The following is a 16,557-nucleotide window of genomic DNA, read 5'->3' on the forward strand; positions in this document are numbered from 1 at the left end:
TATAAAAATAAAAGCCGTTGACAAGTGATTTTTTATCACTCGGCAACGGCTTTTATTCAATATGCATTTTTTTCGATTTTCTTACTCTGTTCAGCTAACACTTTTTGATACTTCCTGCTCACTGACGATTGACTTATCCCGAGCGCTTTTGCCGCTTTGGTCGTAGTTTTATACTGTTTCATGGCAAGCATGATCAATTGCTCTTCAACATGATCCTGTGCTTCCTGCAGCGGAAGGATTCTCGTAATGATGGGTTTCGATTGTTTAAAGTCACTGCCCACAGGTATGAACCTTTGAATGAAATCAGCATCGATCATCTCTTCATCTGCAGAAACAACCAATCTTTCAATCATGTTCTGCAATTCACGGATGTTCCCCGGCCATGTATAGACTTCCAGTATATTTAATGCATCGGGGGAAAAGTGGTAATTCCGCTGATACCTTTCATTCAGTTTTTGCAGGAAATGAAAGGCTAGCGGCGGTATATCCTCCGGCCTTTCCCTTAAAGGGGGCACATGTATGGGTATGACGTTTAATCTATAGAATAAATCTTCTCTGAACGTCCCCATCTCGACCATTTTTTCCAGACTCTTATTCGTGGCCGCAACAATTTGAACATCAATGGAAATGGGTGTAGTGCTGCCAATCGGAATCACTTCCTGTTCCTGGAGGACCCGCAGCAGCTTGACTTGCAGGTGTATGGGCATGTCACCCACTTCATCAAGGAATAAAACACCTTTATTGGCCTGCTGAAAGTATCCTACCTTCCCATTTTTATCCGCTCCTGTAAAGGAACCCTTCGTATAACCAAACAATTCACTTTCGAGGAGGTTTTCCGGAATCGCCCCGCAATTTATCTTAAGGAAAGGCTGCTTGGACCGCCTGCCCATTTTATGAATGGCTTCGGCTATCACTTCTTTACCTACTCCCGACTCCCCGTTGATCAATACAGTTGATGAGAAATGAGCGATTTTCTTGACTTGGCTGATTATCTGCTCCATTTTAGGACTTGCAAAAACCAACTCTTTATAAAATTGATCCTGTTTTTTGAATGAATCCAGTTCTTTCCTCATTTCATTTAATTCCGATTTCAATTGTGTCGTTTCCGTTATATCCCTTGATGCAATGACTATTCGATCTATATCCCCTTTTTCATTGAACACAGGGGTGCCGACGGAAAGGACTTTCTTATTCATTTTCGTATCTTGGACAATCGATACTTTCTTTTTTTGTTCAAGGACTAACCGGGTGACCGAAGGATTAAAAATCCCTTCATCTTCTAATTGCAAAAGATTCTTCCCGATATAATCTTTTAAGTCCTTCCCCCAGAATCCTGAGATGATGCTGTCACTATAACGCAGCAGCTCTCCTTTTTGATTGACTACAAGTATTTCATCATAGATATTCGCTAAAATGGCATTCAAGTCTTTATTCGAGCTTTTTATCAATTCTATTTCCATGGCCATTTCCTCAACCATCGGTAAATCCTGAACGATGATGATCAGGCCTTCGACTTCTTTTTCATGGTTCAGAATCGGGCTATAGTCGACAAGCACACTCATGACATCAGTAATCTCCAACTGATTCAGAATACTGCTCCCGCTGGCAAACACGCTATGTATATGCTGCTTATTGAAGATGTCCGCAGCAGGTTCATTTAGGACTTGTTCAGAAGGCTTTTTTATCATCTTCAAGCCTGATTCATTGAAGTTCACGATATTTTTTTCTTTATCAGCTACAAAAATCCCCATAGGAATGGAGGTTAAAATAACATTTAGCAGGTCTAAATTTTGTTTGCTGTCCTGCTTGAATAATTCTGCTAACACATCTTCCCTTTTTACATAACCGGTAAGCAGGCCATCATCCGTTTTTATCAGCACGATAGGTTCTCCGATAATTTGAAACAGAAGTGGCAAGGATATGTTAGGGGTTAATTTACAGACATTATCAATCGAAAAAGCATACTGTAAAAGCTGATCGACTGTCGTTATTTTTTCATTTAACGGGAGGTCATCCATGCGGATATACGCAAACACTTGATTTTCCTTCATAAGAAAGAAGAAAGGTTCCTGTATCTCATGAATTTTTTGGTCTGATAATGTAGGCTGATCAATTGTTATAGTTATGAATGGTCTTATTTTATCATCCGGAATAGATAACACAGTTTCACTCTCCTTTTGTAACCTACCCTATATTTTATCACAATTCTGAATTGCTAGATAAAAAATTACATGTACGATTACTCATATCCAGCATTTACCTTTATCCATTCCACAACAAAAGGGTCCTTTAACGGACCCTTTTGAACTAAAAACCTGCTATACACCTTAGACTTATTTTATAAAGGACCGTAAACCTTTTTTATTATCCCTGATCAGGAATGATAAAACGATGAATATGATCATGAAAAGCAGCCATAGTACAGAACGAAGCCGGTTTCCCCCCATGATACCGATAACCGTCACAATAATCAGTAAATTCAGCACCTATGCAAAAGCCGGTACAAAAGGAAAAGCTGCTGAGAAGAAAAATGTTGAAAACAAGTAATTGACCATTGTAATGAATAAATAATCCATCTAAGAAAACCGGCATATGTATTGATAGAACTTTGCGCATATGCATATACCGAACCTGCCGAAGGAATGATCTTTGCCATCTGTCCATAATATACGCTGTGAGAAGCATCACCATTAAAGCGAGCAGGCCTCCGGAACCATTCCGTGTGACATCTCTGCAGCAATCCCATAAGAGCTAAATCACTGTTGCTAATTCCATGTACAAAAAACCGAATTAAAAGAGCGTTAAAGACCTTTTCATTTTCTCATCAGCCATATAACAGCCTCCTTCGTTCATGAAGTGAGTAAATTCACTGTGCCTCTTCAAAACGGAATAGCGGGGGGGATTCCGTAAACCATTTTGTCCGATACAGAAGATAACCAATCCCAATTACCGCCCATACAATTCCTAGGATCAATGAACTTGTCTCGAGATTAAGCCAAAGGATGAAGACTGATGCAGCACCTAAAACCGGAGACAGAATAGTTGAAAGAAATCCTTTAATCGATCTGAAGCTTTTGTTTCTTATTGAATGGACGATTACACAAATATTCACGAAAGTAAAAGCAATTAATGCCCCAAAGTTTATGAGGGAAGTGGCGGTAACCAAATCAAGGAATAGTGCAACCAATGATACGGACCCGACAAATATGACATTAAAAAATGGCGTGTTGTATTTTGGGTGGACAAACCCAAATAGTTTTTTCGGGATCATTTGGTCACGTCCCATGACATATAGCAACCTAGAAACACTAGCATGGGATGCAAGCCCGGAAGCAAGTGTACCGCATAAAGTTCCTGCAAGAAAGAAGGCTTGAAATAACTTCCCGCCCACAAAAAGGGCAATTTCCGGAGAAGCTGCTTCTGGATCGCTAAAACGGGAAACATCCGGGAAAAATAACTGTGTAAAGAATGATGCCGTCACAAATAAAACCCCTCCGATAAGGGCAGTCAAAAAGATGGCCCGGGGAACCGTTTTAGCTGGATTCGGTGTTTCTTCCGATAAAGTAGTGACAGCGTCAAACCCCAAGAAAGAAAAACACAGGATTGTAGCACCAGTTATGAGCGTTGACATTTCCATATGATGCCCGAAGAATGGCTGAACCGATAAGACCTCACCAGTCCCTTCTCCACCCATGACCCCTTTAACGACAAGCGCCACAAATATAACGATCACCAACATTTGAAAAAAAACAAGGAAGCTATTAAAGTTGGCTGCAAAATTAACATTGAATAAGTTAATGCCTGTCATTAAAAGGACAAATGCCACCACCCATATCCACGGGTGCACCTCCGGAAAAAGAGCGGTTAAGTATATTTTTGTCAATATGCCATTCACCATTGGTAAAAATAAATAATCAAGTAACGAAGACCACCCGACAAGGAAGCCTAAATGTGGATTGATCGTTTTTTGTGTGTAAGTATAGGATGAACCTGCCTGCGGATAAATTTTTACCATTTTCCCATAACTGGCGGCAGTAAACAACATCGCTAAAAGAGCAATGACATAAGCTGTTGGCACATGCCCCCCCGTTTTTTCGGAAACTATCCCAAATGTATCAAAAACAACCATCGGCGTCATATATCCAACACCAAGCAATACGATATGCCACAAGTTTAAAGACCTTTTCAGATTACCTGCTTGCATGTATCATTCCCCTTCCTTTTTTAGCGAGAAAAGTTAACCAACTTTTCTCGCCTCCCTTATAATTCTTTGGTCATATTACACCACGCAATTTTCATACCAAAAAAAATAGTCGATTTATAACAAAAAACAAGGAAATACGCAGAATGCTTTATGCAAATTTGAATAACCTATTCAATTATTCATAAGAGAACAGATGATTTTGTGCCATAAAAAAAAGCAGAAGATATTAGATATCTTCTGCTCATTTGACTAAATCCCCCGTGCCGAGGTCAAATTACTAGTTTACTTTCGTTGCATTGTATGCTGATACACGGCAAGGCGCATCATCAAATGCCTAATTTAATGAAATTCTTTTATGAAAATCAACAGATTCGGATTTCAATCCTGCTGTCTGCTATCCAAAATGTTATAAAGTTCTTCCATCTCATTCGTTTTTGAACGATTCATCAAGAGGTCAACTGCCTTTTTCACTTCTTCCCCATTGAATAAAACATCGTACAGGGCTTCAGTGATCGGCATGTTCACTTCGTACTTTTGAGCTAGTTGATAGGCAGCTTTAGTGGTTCTGACACCTTCAACGACCATACCCATGTTTTCCAAAACTTCTTCAAGCTTTTGCCCTTTTCCAAGCATATTCCCAGCTCTCCAATTACGGGAATGCACGCTTGTACAAGTGACGATCAAGTCGCCAATCCCAGCTAAACCTGAAAACGTAAGCGGGTTAGCCCCCATGGCCACCCCTAGACGGGATATTTCAGCCAATCCTCGTGTCATTAATGCAGCCTTGGCATTATCCCCATAGCCTAAACCATCCGTAATTCCGGCAGCCAATGCAATGATGTTCTTTAATGCTCCTCCGATTTCAACACCAATCAAGTCCGGATTTGTATACACACGGAAATTATTATTGATGAAGATGTCCTGAACCCTTTCGGCAGCCTTCATATTCTTGGAAGAAACGGCAACTGTTGTCGGGTGACGTAGACTGACTTCTTCAGCATGACTCGGTCCTGAAAGAACCACTATATCTTTAAGCCAATCCGCCGAAGAGACTTCTTCAATCATTTCCGATATACGAAGCAGGGAATCAGGTTCAATCCCCTTACTTACATGAACGATTGTCAATGGCTTATCATGAGCCTCTTCAATCTGACCAAGTACTTCCCGGTAGGCTTTGGTCGGCACAGCCAAAATTATTATTTCAATCCCGACCAATGCTTCCTTAATCGAAGAATAACCTTTAATCCCCAAAGGCAATTCAATCCCGGGCAAGTATTTTTCATTCGTATGATTTTGATTTATTTCATTGATTTGATTCTGATTATGTCCCCACAATCTCACTTCATGCTGGTTATCAGCGATTACGAGCGCTAAAGCAGTTCCCCAGCTCCCTGCTCCGATCACTGCGATACTTTCTTTATCTTTCACCATGGTATAACCACCTTTACTATTTTCTCTGGCGTCCAAAAATTCGTATTGGTGTTCCTTCAAAACCAAAGGCATCCCTAATTCGATTTTCTAAAAATCTCTCATATGAGAAATGCAGTAACTCCGGATCGTTAACGAATACAACGAAAGTTGGCGGCTTGATCGCTACCTGAGTCGTATAATAAATCTTCAAACGGTTGCCATTATGTGTCGGTGTCGGATTCATCGCCACGGCATCCATGACCACTTCATTCAATACATTTGTCTGAACCCGGATAGCATGATTCTCACTAGCCTGATCAATGACCGGTATTAAGGTATGTGTCCGTTTTTTCGTTAAGGCAGAAAGATAAATGATTGGCGCATAATCCAAGAATAGGAAATGGGCACGGATTTTTTCTTCAAAATCCTTCATCGTTTTTTCATCTTTTTCGATGGCATCCCACTTATTGACGACGATGATGACCGCCCTCCCCGCTTCATGGGCATATCCGGCAATTTTTTTATCCTGCTCACGAATACCTTCTTCAGCGTTCAGGACCACTAGAACAACGTCTGAACGTTCAATTGCCCTTAATGCACGAAGCACGCTATATTTTTCCGTGCTTTCATACACTTTACCTTTTTTCCTCATCCCTGCTGTATCAATAATGACATATTCTTTGCCATTGTACTTATAAGGAGAGTCAATCGCGTCGCGAGTCGTACCTTCAATATCGCTTACAATGACACGTTCTTCACCTAACAATGCATTGACCAGAGATGACTTACCTACGTTCGGTCTTCCAATCAAACTGAATTTAATGACATCATCATCATAATCCTGGCCAGTGAATTTAGGGAAATGTTTGGCCGCTTCATCCAGAAGGTCACCAAGACCAAGCCCATGAGACCCGGAGATCGGGAATGGATCGCCAAAACCTAACGCATAGAAATCATAAATTTGATCCTTCATTTCTGGGTTATCTACTTTATTTACTGCAAGGACAACTGGCTTTCTCGATTTATAGAGAATCTTAGCGACTTCTTCATCAGCAGCCGTTACCCCTTCACGACCATTCGTCATAAAAATTATCACATCAGCTTCGTCGATGGCAATTTCAGCCTGCTGGCGAATTTGTTCCAGGAACGGCTCGTCACCGATATCAATTCCACCTGTATCAATAATGTTAAAATCATGTGTCAACCATTCACCAGAACTATAAATCCTGTCCCGGGTCACTCCAGGAACGTCTTCGACAATCGAAACCCGTTCTCCAACTATTCTATTAAAGATTGTCGATTTTCCCACGTTCGGACGACCGACTATCGCAATTACCGGTTTTGGCATTGCTATTCACCCTTTCTGCTACTATATCTCTGTCAAAGTCACGAAATTCATGAATGCATTTATACGGTTGCTTTGCATTATTGATTTTCATTATTTCCTTTTAAAGGAAAGAGCTGTATCCATCATCATTTAAAGGAATCTTTCATAAGTAAGAAAATTCGCAACTGATGTTCAGTTAAATGTATCAAGTATTCACGGGCAGTTTGTCCACTTGACGCCCTAGTTCCTGAGGTGACGTGAAGCTGACCCCTCTGCATGCTCAAACTTGATTATAAACAGCCCAAAAAAATGAAGAAAGCTTCGGCATACGGCTTCCTTTTTAATTGTTTAGAGCATTTTACGATTATCTACAGACCTCTAACTATCCTATAGTAACAAATTTCTCGCCAATCAACAATGATTGTATGAATAAAAGCCTTCTAATTCCAGTTTGCACCATTTCAATAAATTTTTCACCATACTCTTCATTGATTAAAATTCTCTTTTCCTTGTTTTGATAAAAATCTCGATTGAGATATTGAAAAAATGTATTGGCCAGCCAGTTCCAACATTCTCCACAGTATGTTTGCGCCCAAAACCAGCACTGCATTATCATGCCATGTGTAAGCAAGGGCCACATAAGGTAAAGAGTGGTAAGCAAGCAATCCAGAATATATGATATCTCCCATCATCATCCCAATTAAAAGGACGAACAATCGATGTTTCCAATTTTTAAAAAGTAATAGGATAAGATAATTCAGGAAAATACACAAAAGATAAGTCGGTTTCATGATGAGCCATATCGGATCAAGCATAGAAAAAAGTTGAAAACTGGCATAAGCGAGAGTGATAATAAGACTTCCGCTGATCAGTTCCATCATCTTGATGATTGATTTCTTCCTAATATACACACACAGTATAAAGAAAAGATACGGCCCGCTCAAATGCACGGAAACCAAGGGAGCATCCAGTTTATAGCCAGCTAAAACCATAACGGCTAATAGATGAAATAGAAAATCAAAACGAAAGGGAACCGTTTTCGGAATAAAATACATGACAATGACCCAAACTATCCATGAAATCCAATAAAATATTATTCCATCCATGCAGCGCCCCCCTTTTAGGAACATTATGGCTTGTTTATTCAAAGTATAAACGTCTAGCACGGCATTTAATGAGGAAAACCTTCCTCCTATCATTAGAAAAGGAGGTGTAAACATGGGAAAAGATCGGCAAGAGAAGAAATTGAAAGAAAGTAAACGGGTGGAGTCCGACAGGGACCAATCACTGGAGCATAAAGGGGCAACTAGAATGGAAAGCCCTGAAGAGGCTCGAAAAAGGAATAGTTAAGTCTATCCCTGAACAAAAAGAAGCATCTCAATCCGTTTCAATTGAGATGCTTCTTTTTCTGGTCATTCATTTAGCATATGCTGAACAATCAATGCCTCTTTGAGATAACCAATGATAGGTATTGCCCTTGATGACTAATTTCGATTTCCTTAGCTCTGAGATATTACCGCACCCTAGTGCAGTCATGATGATCTTTAAATCTTCATGTATGTAATTTATTTCTTTAATCAGTTGTTCCAAGCCCAACTCTTTATAGAGCTTGAGGAAATGTCCGGCCAAGCCGACACCTTTCGCTCCTAATGCCAGGCTTTTTGTAATTTCCAGAGGACTTTGAATGCCGCCTGATCCAATGACTGATAGCTGTGGTGAAACATTAACTGCTTCGACAATCGAAGCGGCGGTCGGTATGCCCCATTCATTGAAATATCCGAGTATTTTTGCGCGTCTCTCATTCTCGATTTTAGCAAAATTCGTTCCGCCAAACCCGCCTACATCAATGATCGAAATACCAATAGAATGTAATTGCTGAACCGTTTCCATACTCATCCCAAATCCAACCTCTTTTACGATGACAGGGATTCCGATCGTTCTATTGATTTTTTCAATTCTCGAAAGGGTACCGGCAAAATCCCTGTCCCCTTCAGGCATCGTCAATTCTTGAATTACATTGATATGAATCTGAAGGGCATTTGCCCCGATCATATCGCTGGCCCGCTTAGCCTGTTCGACTGTTGCTTCGCCACCGAGATTACCAATCAACACACCATTAGGATTTTCCTGCCTTACAACTTTAAAAGAAGCCTGCTGGCTAGAATCCTTGATGGCTGCCATTTGAGATCCGACAGCCATGGCGATTCCTGTTTCCCGAGCAGCAATGGCTAGGTCACCATTCAATTTTTCGGTTTCAGGGCCTCCGCCTCCGGTCATGGCATTTATGAAAATTGGCGAACTTAATTCAAGTCCGCCAACTTCTGCTGTGAGGTTCACATTATTCAAGGAAATACCTGGTAAGCTTTGGTGAATAAACGAAATATCTTCTAGTCCGGTTTTATGCTGCTGCCCTGTCTTTAGCGCAAATTCTATATGATCTAATTTTCGTTGTTTTCTCTCCAAGGCCATCACCATTATTATCTTATTTTAGTTTTTTCAATTGATCACCGATCATTTCACCTAGCTGAAAGCCCTTCGATTCTTCAGGGATCTCATAATCCGATGTATTGTAATTGGCTTGAGGTTCTTCAAGTTCCTTAATGCTCAATGATAGACGTTGATCCGTTTCATTGACTTCCAGCACTTTCACTTCGACAGACTGACCTTCTTTAAGCACTTCTTGCGGTGTGGCAATATGCTTGTGGGAAATCTGGGAGATATGAACAAGTCCTTCCACCCCCGGGAAAATCTCCACGAATGCACCGAAAGAAACAAGGCGTTTGACGATACCTTCCAGTGTAGAGCCTTTGGCCGCTTTTTCTGCAATGCCTGCCCAAGGTCCCGGAAGGGTATCTTTAATTGAAAGTGAGATCCTTTCGTTATCACGATCGATGGATAGTACTTTAACTTGCACTTTATCCCCTTCGGAAACGACATCGGATGCCTTGTCGACATGCTGATGGGAAAGCTGGGAAATGTGGACAAGACCGTCTACGCCTCCAATATCCACGAATGCACCAAAATCGGTAATCCTTTGGACCACGCCCTCAAGCACTTGCCCGCTTTCAATCTTATCCAAAACGTTTGCTTTTTGCTTTTCCTTTTGTTCTTGGACGACTGCCCGATGCGAGAGGATTAAGCGATTCTTGTCTTTCTCAAGCTCAACGATCTTGAATGTTAAAGTTTTGTTTTTGTAATCAGAAAAATCTTCAACGAAATAGTCTTCTACTAGAGAAGCCGGAACAAAACCACGTACGCCTAGATCTACAACAAGCCCGCCTTTGACGACATCTTTAACTTCAGCCTCAAATACGTCTCCATTTTCAAATTTCAATTCCAGGTCATCCCATGCTTTAAGAGCGTCAATTTTACGTTTTGATAGAATGAGAGCTTCTTCTTCGACCTTAATGACTTCCAGCTCCAATGCATCACCTTCCGAAACGGCATCTGACGCCTTTTCGACATGAAGGCTTGAAAGCTCACTGATTGGTATGATTCCATCAGTCTTGCTGTTTTCCACATCGACAATGACCTGTTTTTCTTCTACCTTTGAAACGGTTGCTTTAACTTGATCCCCAACTTTGTAATTGTTCACTTCTACCTGGTTCATATCTTCTGTCATTACTAACTCCTCCTTAACCCATGACTGATCAGCAAATTTCCTCTTCATCGGCCACATATTTTATTTAAAGTGGTTCAATAAAAACACTTTCCTAATAAAGATAAAAACAGTTTTTTTAGAGTAATAAAGTTATATTCCTTTTTATCGGCAATAAGGAACAATACCCTTATTTTATAAATTCTAACAAAATCAGAAAATTGTCAAGTATGAAGGACTATTTATGCTCGGAAATCAATTTCCCAATTTGGTCCATGATGATTTTGGTAGCTTCATCGGCTGATATTTTCTGTTCGCGATATTCTGTAAAATTTATTGGAGGACCGTAAACGACCTTCAACGGACGCAAAAATTTATATGGGCCGATGATTGCACACGGTATGATAATGGCATCAGACCGCAAAGCGAAAAATCCAGCACCCGCCAAACCTTCTCCCAATTCACCAGTCTTGCTTCTGGTTCCCTCGGGAAACAGACCGATCGCCTTGCCCTCCTTCAAAAGCTTTAAACCTTTTCTCAGGGATTCCCGATCGCTATTGCCCCGCTTCACGGGAAATGCATTTACTCTGGGTAATATACCCTTTAAAACAGGTGCTTGAAACAACTCTTCTTTCGCCATGAAATGAATATCCCTTGGAGATGTCATTCCAACTACGGGCGGATCCAAATTATCAATGTGATTGGCACAGATCAATACTCCGCCCTCTTTAGGGATATGTTCCTTTCCGAGCGCTTTAACCCTAAACGAAGGCGTTAAAACGCCTTTTACGATGTTCTTGGCAAATGTGTAAAAATCCAATGTCATCTTTTCCTCTCTTCTATTAAAGACATGATACTTTCTGCAACTTCCTGAATCGATAATGAAGTCGTATCGATTTCGATAGCATCCGCAGCCTTTTTCAGTGGCGATACCTCGCGTTCCGAGTCCAGCTTGTCCCTTGTTGCAATTTCCTCCCTTAACTTTTCGATATCTGAAGGAAAACCTTTCAATATATTTTCCTGATGCCTCCGCTGTGCCCTTTCATCCACAGATGCGATAAGAAATACCTTTACTTCGGCGTTGGGTAAAACATGCGTACCAATATCCCTGCCATCCATGACGACTCCGCCATTTTCACCAAAGATTTGCTGCCTGCGAACCAATTCTTCCCGGATGCTTCGGTGCTTTGCCACTTCCGAAACGGAACCAGTCACTTCATTATTCCTGATTTGGGCAGTCACGTCCTCATTATCCAAGAACACCAACTGTCCATTTTCACTTGGTCTTAATTCGATTTCCGTATTGATGAGAACTTCTGATAATGCTGGTTCATCATCCAGGCGAATCTTTTGATTAAGGGCCTTATAGGTAAGGGCCCTATACATTGCACCTGTATCCACATATATGTAATTGAACTTTTCTGCAACAATTTTAGCAACCGTGCTTTTTCCAGCAGCAGCTGGTCCATCGATTGCGACTGATAATTTTTTTTCCATAAATCCTCCCAAGAATCCTACAATCATGCTGATTATTTAGTACCCTTTCATTTTATCACAACTAGCGGGAAAATCATTAATAAAAGGGATGTGTAGGTTCAAAATCACCTTTGTTCTTTTTTTATCACTACAGCCATCAATAGTTATCCTTTTTTGAAAATCTTCATACAAAAAAGCGGATCACCGCTTCAGACTGTAGACAATTCATAGAAAAACGAGTTTGCCTGCAGTATTTTCATTAAATTCTTCAATCTGGGTAGGGTTTTTTCCATATAAAAAGGAAAATATATTTTACTTTTAAATCACGGTTCGGAGGAGCTTTCCTAATTTCATTTTGTCGACAAAATGAAATTAATCACCGCTTTTACTATCGGTCCCATTGAATGTTTCAATGATTTTCGTATAATTATTGCTGGTGACACCTTCATATCTCGAGAGCTTGGTCAAATCAAAGATTTGATCCTCCCTGCTCAAAAGGAACTGGAAAAAAAATAAGCAGGCCAATTGAATGATGATCACTTTAATTAATAGTCTTTCAAATGTTTTCATAAGCCGCACCCTCCATCTGTTTATATTAGCAGTATGGATGGAATCGCTGTTTTTCATTCAATCATGTTAAACGTGCAAGCCTTTTTTCTTTAATTCGACCTGCTTTTCAAATATAAATCTCATTAATGTCTGTACATCATTTTTTGTAGGTTCAAGAAATTGGACGTGCAGCAGCATTTTTCCATGCTCTTTCTCCGTTACGCGAATTACTTTGCTTTTTAACCTTAAATAATGAATCTCACCTGATTTAAGCGTGAGCGCCATCCACAGGTATAAGTGGGAAACCGATTGTATATCAGTGCCTTTTAAAAGCCTTATGGAAGCTCCGCCTGCACTTATATCCTCTGTTAATGCGCGAAAAGGGGGAAACTCGGAATGTTCTGGATGAATGGCTGTATCCAGGGTTACATCCAGGCGCACGTATTGCCTCCGTTGGATTTTCACAAACGTTTCTGCTTCGGGCAGCAAAATTTGCATCATGGGTATTCTGCCTTTCACTTTTCCAAGCACTTCAGAATCAAAGACATAAACAGCCTGCTCTTCATTGGAAAATGTGACGTTCAACTTTGTCCCATCCATAAGGAATGCAGTTTTACCGGTCTCTAGGTTGATGGGAAAGTCGGTATAGACACAACCCTGTCCCATTTCGACAACCATACAATTGAACTTTTCCTTCTGTGATGAGTATTTCGGTTCGAGCATTAATATATCACCAATTTTAAACATCGTTATCCACGTCCTTTTGATAGAAAGGAAACCGCATAATATTACCCATTAATTTCCCCATATTATCCAATAATCATTTACGTTATTATGTCATGAAATAAGAAAAAGGGAAAGTGACTAAGCACATTTCCCTACAACCAATGATTCATGATAACAGTTAACATTAAATTAAATTCTCGTATATCGGTTCGGAATTCTTTAATTTTTCCACCTTTTCTTCTTGACCGGTATCTGCATTAATGAAAATACGGTAGGTATCATCTTTAATCGTACCGAGAAATTCATAACATAGAACTTCTTCACCAATATCATTGGTGATTAACGCCTTTCCTTCTTCCATTATTTTTACATTACTGTTGATTTTGTCCTTAGCTTCTTTCTCGGATATGTTCGGATTCGCTAATTCCCTGGTTTTATGTGATTTTAAGTACTCGTCGGCTGAAAATCCTATAATGGATCCATCATCCAATGCGACTTTGACCTTGACTGAATCCGGATAAATCTTGACGCCATTTTCTGATGTCACGAAATTCAATAATGCGATATTATCGTACTGAGCACTTTCAAATAATTCAAGTGAACTGAAATCATGTTCCTTTAAAAATTCTTCAGCTTTTGTATAGGCTTGATTCAAATCAATATTTGTTTTGTTCACGTCCCTATTATTGATATACCAAATAGGGTAACCGCCTTTTTTTGTCAAATCCATATTCAATTCGGTATCGGAATCTTTATCGAGAATGCTCACACTATAAAATCCAAAATCGGAACCTTTTCCGTTTTCCTCCACATTCACCTGCAAATTTCTGCTTTTTGAGTGTGCATAGTTTTTTGCTGTCGCAATGGCTTCTTTTTTTGTTATGGTTTCACCTTGCAAATTTTTAAAGTTTTCATCCCTCTGTTGTGCAGATGTAAAAGTCGGATTCATCTCATTCGTTTCACCGTACCCAGATACTTTTTTCTCCACCGTCTTTAAACCGTCGATGATCGTGTTATCCGAATTTTCTTTCCCTGATGCAAGAGCCATTTCGACATCCATCCATCTTAAATTGTTTTTCAGGACTAGATACTGCACTTTTCTTAACTCGCCCTGGATGTCCCCAGCCTGTGTGTACAAGGATTGTAGAGTCGCATATTCCTTATCATTCAATGGTTCTTTTTCAAGGTCACGTACCGCTGTTTTATAACTGAAGTCTGCAATTTTCGATAAAAATTCTTCTGTCTTATTAAAAGGAAGCAAGGTCAATGGCAACTGCCCGACATCACTTTGGGCTTCGGAAGTGATACGCCAAACATCCGTTAAAGCCGGACTTAATGAATAACGTGAATTCATGGCCAAAGTACTTCCGACCTTATCATGCAATAAATCCACTTGATAGCTTAAATCATGAAAGGCTCGCTGATACGTATTTTCCGCGTTGATTAATACAGCATTTTTTTCCTTATGTTCTTGATAGCCCCAGAATGCAGTTCCCGCAACAACTACAACAAGCAAGGCAATCACTATATTCCTGATCATTTTCCTTCACCTCTTTACTTACAAAAGATATGTTTTCCGATTCTTTTAATTTGTTCCCTTGACCAGATCCATTTGCTTGTTGCCGTATCGGGGTTAAAATAATATTCTGCATTACCGCTTGGATCCCATCCATTGATAGCATCCACTACGGCTTCTTTCGCCCTTTCGTTCGGTGTCAGCCAAATCTGTCCATCCGCAACAGCCGTAAAGGCCCCAGGTTCAAAAATCACTCCTGAAATGGTATTAGGAAAAGCAGCACTTTCCACTCTATTCAGTATTACTGCCGCAACGGCAACCTGACCTGTATATGGCTCCCCTCGTGCTTCTCCATAAACGGCATTGGCCATCAGCTGTATATCGTTTTGTGAATATCCTCCTGGAAGATTGGCTGATGTCGTTGTTTTGGAAGGAGCTTTTCCGGAAGCGGCCCCTCCAGACGTAGTGCCATTTCCTTTCGCTTTTACCTGTTTTTCAATGGGGACTCCCCCATAATAGGTGAACTCGTTCCCTTTATTGATCTGTTCGTGAACAAATTCTTTATTGAAATTAGAGGCATTCGTCAACTTCTGTTTTGTTGTAGTCCCTGCCAAACCATCTATTGGAAGTCCGAAATCTTGTTGAAAATTTCGAAGTGCCCAATAAGTGCCCCATCCATAGGCTCCATCAATCTTTCCATTATAGTAACCAATGTTTTGTAGGCGTGCCTGCAGTTCAATTACATCGTCTCCAACCGCACCTTTTTGAATGATTTGGCTCGAAAAGGCATTTGTTCTTGTTTCCGGGTAAATTCCGAAACAAATAGTAATACACGAAAACAGCAAAAGCCATTTCCATTTTGACGAAATTCCTTTCATCAAAAACACTCCTCTTTTTCTTGAATTAATGTAATTCTATTTTCTTCTTTACTGGCTTTTTTATTCCAAACATAAAAAAAACGGAGCGGGCAAAATATGCCAGCACTCCGTTTTGATAGTATTCTTCATTTGCTAAGGAATTGATTTTGAGAAAGTTTTTCTGCATGAAAGTCAGACAACAAACGTGCTTTTTTTACTTTTTTCATGCCTAACCACCATAAATAAATCATGAATGGCATGATAAAGTACACCCAAAATTTTTGGGAAACTAAAATATAATCGTAAACCCCATGTAACGAAATTGGTATGATCAATGCCAATGATAAATAGACCCTATTATTCGATGCTGAAAATTTTGCCTTGCCCAAATAATATCCCATGATCACACCGAACAAAGCGTGACTGGATACAGGGAGAATGGCCCTGAGAAAAGCATGTTCCACCCCGTTGGCCACCAGGTACAAAATATTCTCCATTGTAGCGAATCCAAGGGAGACTGCAGCTCCGTAAACAATCCCATCATACGGCTCATCGAATGCTACATGCTGATAAATGACATAAATGAGTATGAACCACTTGAAGAATTCCTCAAGCAGTGCAGCCCATAAAAAAGCATTTGCTAAATCGGTATTCAAGATATGTTCGGTTTCGAGCACATACTGTATGAACATAATCGGCAATACAAGAAAGACACCGAATAAAAATGTTTTGACCACAACCGATATCGGTTCGGTTTCATATTGATCTTTCAAATAGAAATAGCTCAGTAGCGCCAATCCAGGCGCAATGGCCGCGGACAACATGACCAGCATTAGCTGACCCTCTTTTCATCTTCGTTTCCTTAATCGTACCATGGAATGAAGAAAAACTGAA

16 protein-coding genes are annotated in these 16,557 nt (G+C 40.2%); 2 read left to right on the plus strand and 14 right to left on the minus strand.

Annotation, left to right across the window (positions count from 1 at the left end):
* Positions 1 to 56 precede the first annotated feature (56 nt).
* Positions 57 to 2,162, minus strand: coding sequence for a sigma 54-interacting transcriptional regulator (locus ACIQZD_RS01170; RefSeq protein ID WP_402897420.1), 2,106 nt, complete (start codon positions 2,160 to 2,162; stop codon positions 57 to 59).
* Positions 2,163 to 2,391: 229 nt separating this feature from the next.
* Between ACIQZD_RS01170 and ACIQZD_RS01175 the strand changes: the two genes are divergently transcribed.
* A complete protein-coding gene (locus ACIQZD_RS01175; protein ID WP_402897422.1) occupies positions 2,392 to 2,547 on the plus strand; it encodes a hypothetical protein in 156 nt (51 codons plus the stop codon).
* Positions 2,548 to 2,866: 319 nt separating this feature from the next.
* Here the strand turns inward: ACIQZD_RS01175 and ACIQZD_RS01180 are convergent, their stop codons facing one another.
* From ACIQZD_RS01180 to ACIQZD_RS01195, 4 genes are all read right to left on the minus strand, one after another.
* Entirely contained in the window at positions 2,867 to 4,204 is a 1,338-nt protein-coding gene (locus ACIQZD_RS01180) for an APC family permease (RefSeq protein ID WP_402897424.1), read from the minus strand.
* 378 nt (positions 4,205 to 4,582) lie between these two features.
* On the minus strand, positions 4,583 to 5,635 hold the full coding sequence (locus ACIQZD_RS01185) for an NAD(P)H-dependent glycerol-3-phosphate dehydrogenase (protein ID WP_402897425.1): 1,053 nt from the start codon (positions 5,633 to 5,635) through the stop codon (positions 4,583 to 4,585).
* 16 nt (positions 5,636 to 5,651) lie between these two features.
* Positions 5,652 to 6,962, minus strand: a complete 1,311-nt coding sequence (der, locus tag ACIQZD_RS01190) for a ribosome biogenesis GTPase Der (protein WP_137016033.1) — start codon at positions 6,960 to 6,962, stop codon at positions 5,652 to 5,654.
* A 464-nt stretch (positions 6,963 to 7,426) separates the two neighbouring features.
* Positions 7,427 to 8,047 carry a YphA family membrane protein gene (locus ACIQZD_RS01195; RefSeq protein WP_402897426.1) on the minus strand — a complete coding sequence of 207 codons (621 nt, stop codon included), beginning with the start codon at positions 8,045 to 8,047 and terminating at the stop codon, positions 7,427 to 7,429.
* 112 nt (positions 8,048 to 8,159) lie between these two features.
* On the opposite strand from ACIQZD_RS01195, the gene ACIQZD_RS01200 reads away from it, so the two are divergent.
* Positions 8,160 to 8,291 carry a YpzI family protein gene (locus ACIQZD_RS01200; RefSeq protein ID WP_101222431.1) on the plus strand — a complete coding sequence of 44 codons (132 nt, stop codon included), beginning with the start codon at positions 8,160 to 8,162 and terminating at the stop codon, positions 8,289 to 8,291.
* 66 nt (positions 8,292 to 8,357) lie between these two features.
* Here ACIQZD_RS01200 and fni read toward each other — a convergent pair whose 3' ends face one another.
* From fni to prsW, 9 genes are all read right to left on the minus strand, one after another.
* Complete coding sequence (gene fni, locus ACIQZD_RS01205) at positions 8,358 to 9,404, minus strand: type 2 isopentenyl-diphosphate Delta-isomerase (protein ID WP_402897429.1); 1,047 nt, start codon at positions 9,402 to 9,404, stop codon at positions 8,358 to 8,360.
* Between the two features lie 19 nt (positions 9,405 to 9,423).
* Complete coding sequence (rpsA, locus tag ACIQZD_RS01210) at positions 9,424 to 10,563, minus strand: 30S ribosomal protein S1 (RefSeq protein WP_101222432.1); 1,140 nt, start codon at positions 10,561 to 10,563, stop codon at positions 9,424 to 9,426.
* 214 nt (positions 10,564 to 10,777) lie between these two features.
* Positions 10,778 to 11,365, minus strand: coding sequence for a lysophospholipid acyltransferase family protein (locus tag ACIQZD_RS01215; RefSeq protein WP_402897431.1), 588 nt, complete (start codon positions 11,363 to 11,365; stop codon positions 10,778 to 10,780).
* Complete coding sequence (cmk, locus tag ACIQZD_RS01220) at positions 11,362 to 12,036, minus strand: (d)CMP kinase (protein ID WP_402897434.1); 675 nt, start codon at positions 12,034 to 12,036, stop codon at positions 11,362 to 11,364. The genes ACIQZD_RS01215 and cmk overlap by 4 nt, the downstream gene beginning before the upstream one ends.
* Before the next feature lie 351 nt (positions 12,037 to 12,387).
* Positions 12,388 to 12,585: a YpfB family protein gene (locus ACIQZD_RS01225; protein ID WP_402897437.1), complete on the minus strand. Its 198-nt coding sequence runs from the start codon at positions 12,583 to 12,585 to the stop codon at positions 12,388 to 12,390.
* A 66-nt stretch (positions 12,586 to 12,651) separates the two neighbouring features.
* Positions 12,652 to 13,311 carry a flagellar brake protein gene (locus ACIQZD_RS01230; protein WP_402897439.1) on the minus strand — a complete coding sequence of 220 codons (660 nt, stop codon included), beginning with the start codon at positions 13,309 to 13,311 and terminating at the stop codon, positions 12,652 to 12,654.
* A gap of 163 nt (positions 13,312 to 13,474) precedes the next feature.
* A complete protein-coding gene (gene ypeB, locus ACIQZD_RS01235) occupies positions 13,475 to 14,830 on the minus strand; it encodes a germination protein YpeB (protein ID WP_137016047.1) in 1,356 nt (451 codons plus the stop codon).
* Positions 14,831 to 14,844: 14 nt separating this feature from the next.
* Positions 14,845 to 15,684 (minus strand): spore cortex-lytic enzyme, encoded by an 840-nt coding sequence (gene sleB / locus ACIQZD_RS01240; RefSeq protein WP_402897442.1) that lies wholly within the window; start codon positions 15,682 to 15,684, stop codon positions 14,845 to 14,847.
* A 125-nt stretch (positions 15,685 to 15,809) separates the two neighbouring features.
* The gene (gene prsW, locus ACIQZD_RS01245; RefSeq protein ID WP_402897444.1) at positions 15,810 to 16,496 is read right to left on the minus strand and encodes a glutamic-type intramembrane protease PrsW; all 687 of its coding nucleotides are present in this window, start codon (positions 16,494 to 16,496) and stop codon (positions 15,810 to 15,812) included.
* Between the last annotated feature and the right edge of the window lie 61 nt (positions 16,497 to 16,557).

Origin of the sequence: Peribacillus sp. NPDC096447 (assembly GCF_044762725.1) — a bacterium.
Taxonomy (GTDB): Bacteria; Bacillota; Bacilli; order Bacillales; family DSM-1321; genus Peribacillus.